This is a genomic window from Asaia sp. SF2.1, from assembly GCF_000505765.1.
Classification (GTDB): Bacteria; Pseudomonadota; Alphaproteobacteria; order Acetobacterales; family Acetobacteraceae; genus Asaia; species Asaia bogorensis.
Map to the genome: position 1 here is coordinate 295,884 of NZ_AYXS01000012.1, position 1,181 is coordinate 297,064.

2 protein-coding genes are annotated in these 1,181 nt (G+C 56.5%); one reads left to right on the forward strand and one right to left on the reverse strand.

Annotated elements, in window-relative coordinates; genetic code table 11:
- Positions 1-694 (forward strand): response regulator transcription factor (locus tag P792_RS27690; RefSeq protein WP_023978574.1); only part of this gene is annotated, 694 nt, incomplete at its 5' end.
- On the opposite strand, the gene P792_RS38775 is transcribed toward P792_RS27690, so the two are convergent.
- A partial coding sequence (locus P792_RS38775; RefSeq protein ID WP_035439823.1) for a bifunctional hydroxymethylpyrimidine kinase/phosphomethylpyrimidine kinase occupies positions 677-1,181 on the reverse strand: 505 nt, incomplete at its 5' end. The two genes, P792_RS27690 and P792_RS38775, sit on opposite strands and share 18 nt — an antisense overlap.

The window sequence follows — 1,181 nt, forward strand, 5'->3', positions numbered from 1 at the left end:
CAAAACACTCAAACAGGGCGGTATTACTGTTGATCATGCCCAGACCGGGCATGAAGCAATCGATATGCTGCGCCATTATGATTATGATCTTGCCCTTACAGAACTGACACTCGAAGATCTGGAAGGATATGAAGTCATCCGACGGGTCCGCAAAACCCAGATCCAGACCCCGATTATTGTCCTGAGCGGAATGACGCGCCCCCAGGCCAAGATCAAGGCACTCCATGCCGGAGCCGATGACTACATCACCAAGCCGTTCGATACTGACGAATTGCTGGCACGACTTCAGGCTGTACTACGCCGGTCAAGAGGGTTCAGCACAACAGTCATGACGGTAGGACCGCTTTCGCTCGACCTCAACGCAAAGAGTGCCTCGGTCAATGGCAATCCTGTACAGTTGACCGGCAAGGAATACGCCATACTGGAGCTATTAGTGCTACGGCGTGGGAATGTTTTGACGAAGGACGCCTTCCTCAACCACCTTTATGGTGGCATCGACGAGCCGGAAATGAAGATCATCGACGTGTTCATCTGCAAGCTACGGCGCAAATTGCAGCAATTTGGCGCGGGCCAGATGATTGGCACAGTCTGGGGTCGGGGTTACGTTCTTCGTGACGAAAACAAGCCTGTCTCTGTGGTCCCGGTTACGGAGCCATCCCAGCATTCTCTTGGAGCGCTACAGCCCGCGCTCTGACGAAGGAAGATGGTTCATCGGGCGGGCAGTTCCCTTTCCATAGGAGGGTGCCTGCAAGATGGCCTGCCGGACATAATGACGCGCCCGCGTCACCGCCGCCGGAGCATCCAGCCCCTGCGCAAGACCGGTAGCGATCGCGCTGGCTAGAGTGCACCCTGTGCCGTGAGTGTGAAGCGTCTCGATCCGTCCATCGGTGTATAAGCGTGTGGTCTCCCGGTTAACGAGGATATCCGTCAAATGCGGCCCGGGTAAATGGCCACCCTTCGCCAGAACCCACTCGATCCCCTGCGACCGGGCCAGACCCCGAGCAGCCTCCAGCATGTCATCCTCAGACGAGATGGCAGTACCATGGAGCACCTCAAGTTCCGGCAAATTCGGCGTGAGCATGAAACAGCGCTTATAGAGTTGCGCCAAAGCGACCTCACCATCCGGTGTTATCAGTTTCGCACCGCTCGTAGCGATCATCACCGGGTCAATCACACAGGGG